Annotated in this window: 1 protein-coding gene; it reads left to right on the top strand. The window is 56.1% G+C overall.

Going from position 1 to position 825, the window contains the following annotated elements; genetic code table 11:
- A partial coding sequence (locus tag HBN61_RS22325) for an immunoglobulin-like domain-containing protein (protein ID WP_346266471.1) occupies positions 1 to 825 on the top strand: 825 nt, incomplete at both ends.

Genomic DNA, 825 nt, shown 5'->3' with positions numbered 1-825 from the left:
CGGATACCGACGTCACCCTGACGCTCGACAACAAGCAAACCATCACCATCAAAGCCGGCGAAACCGTTGGTACCGTGATTGTTGATGCCCCTGGCGATGACGTGTTCATCGACAAGAGCACCCAGACCGTCCAGATCACCGGCACCGAGGGCGGCAACTTCGAGAAGCTTGTGGTTGCTGGCGACGGCGCGACAACGACTATCAACGACACTATCGACAAAGTTGATGTGGTGCTGACTGCCACCAAAACTGTCGGCGAAGGCGGCGAAATTGTTTACACCGCAACCTTGGTTGATAAAGACGGCAAGCCAGTCACCAATACCACTGGTCCGCTGACCATCACCCTCGATAACAAACAGGTCATCACTATCGGTGTGAACGAGTCGAGCGGTACTGTTTCGGCTGTAGCGCCGGATGATGTGTACAAAGGCGACCAAACTGTTACGACCGGCATCGAAAAAGTTACCGGTGGCGAGCACTTCGAGAACCTGGTTCCAGGTACCGATAAAGTCACCACCGTCGTAACTGACACACCGGGCACCGACAACACCACCACCGTCACCTTGACCGCGCCAAGCGCCGTCAACGAAGGCGGGAAAATCACCTACACCGCCACCTTGAGCAACAAGGCTGACACTGACGTCACCCTGACACTCGACAACAAGCAAACCATCACCATCAAAGCCGGTGAAACCGTTGGTACCGTGATTGTTGATGCTCCAGGCGATGACGTGTTCATCGACAAGAGCACCCAGACCGTCCAGATCACCGGCACCGCGGGTGGCAACTTCGAGAAGCTCGTAGTCGCTGGCGACGGCGCAACGA

It is taken from the genome of Pseudomonas sp. WS 5071, from assembly GCF_012985765.1.
Classification (GTDB): domain Bacteria; phylum Pseudomonadota; class Gammaproteobacteria; order Pseudomonadales; family Pseudomonadaceae; genus Aquipseudomonas; species Aquipseudomonas lundensis_A.
Note: the sequence above shows the minus strand (reverse complement) of the source record. Positions and strands in the feature narration are given on the sequence as shown.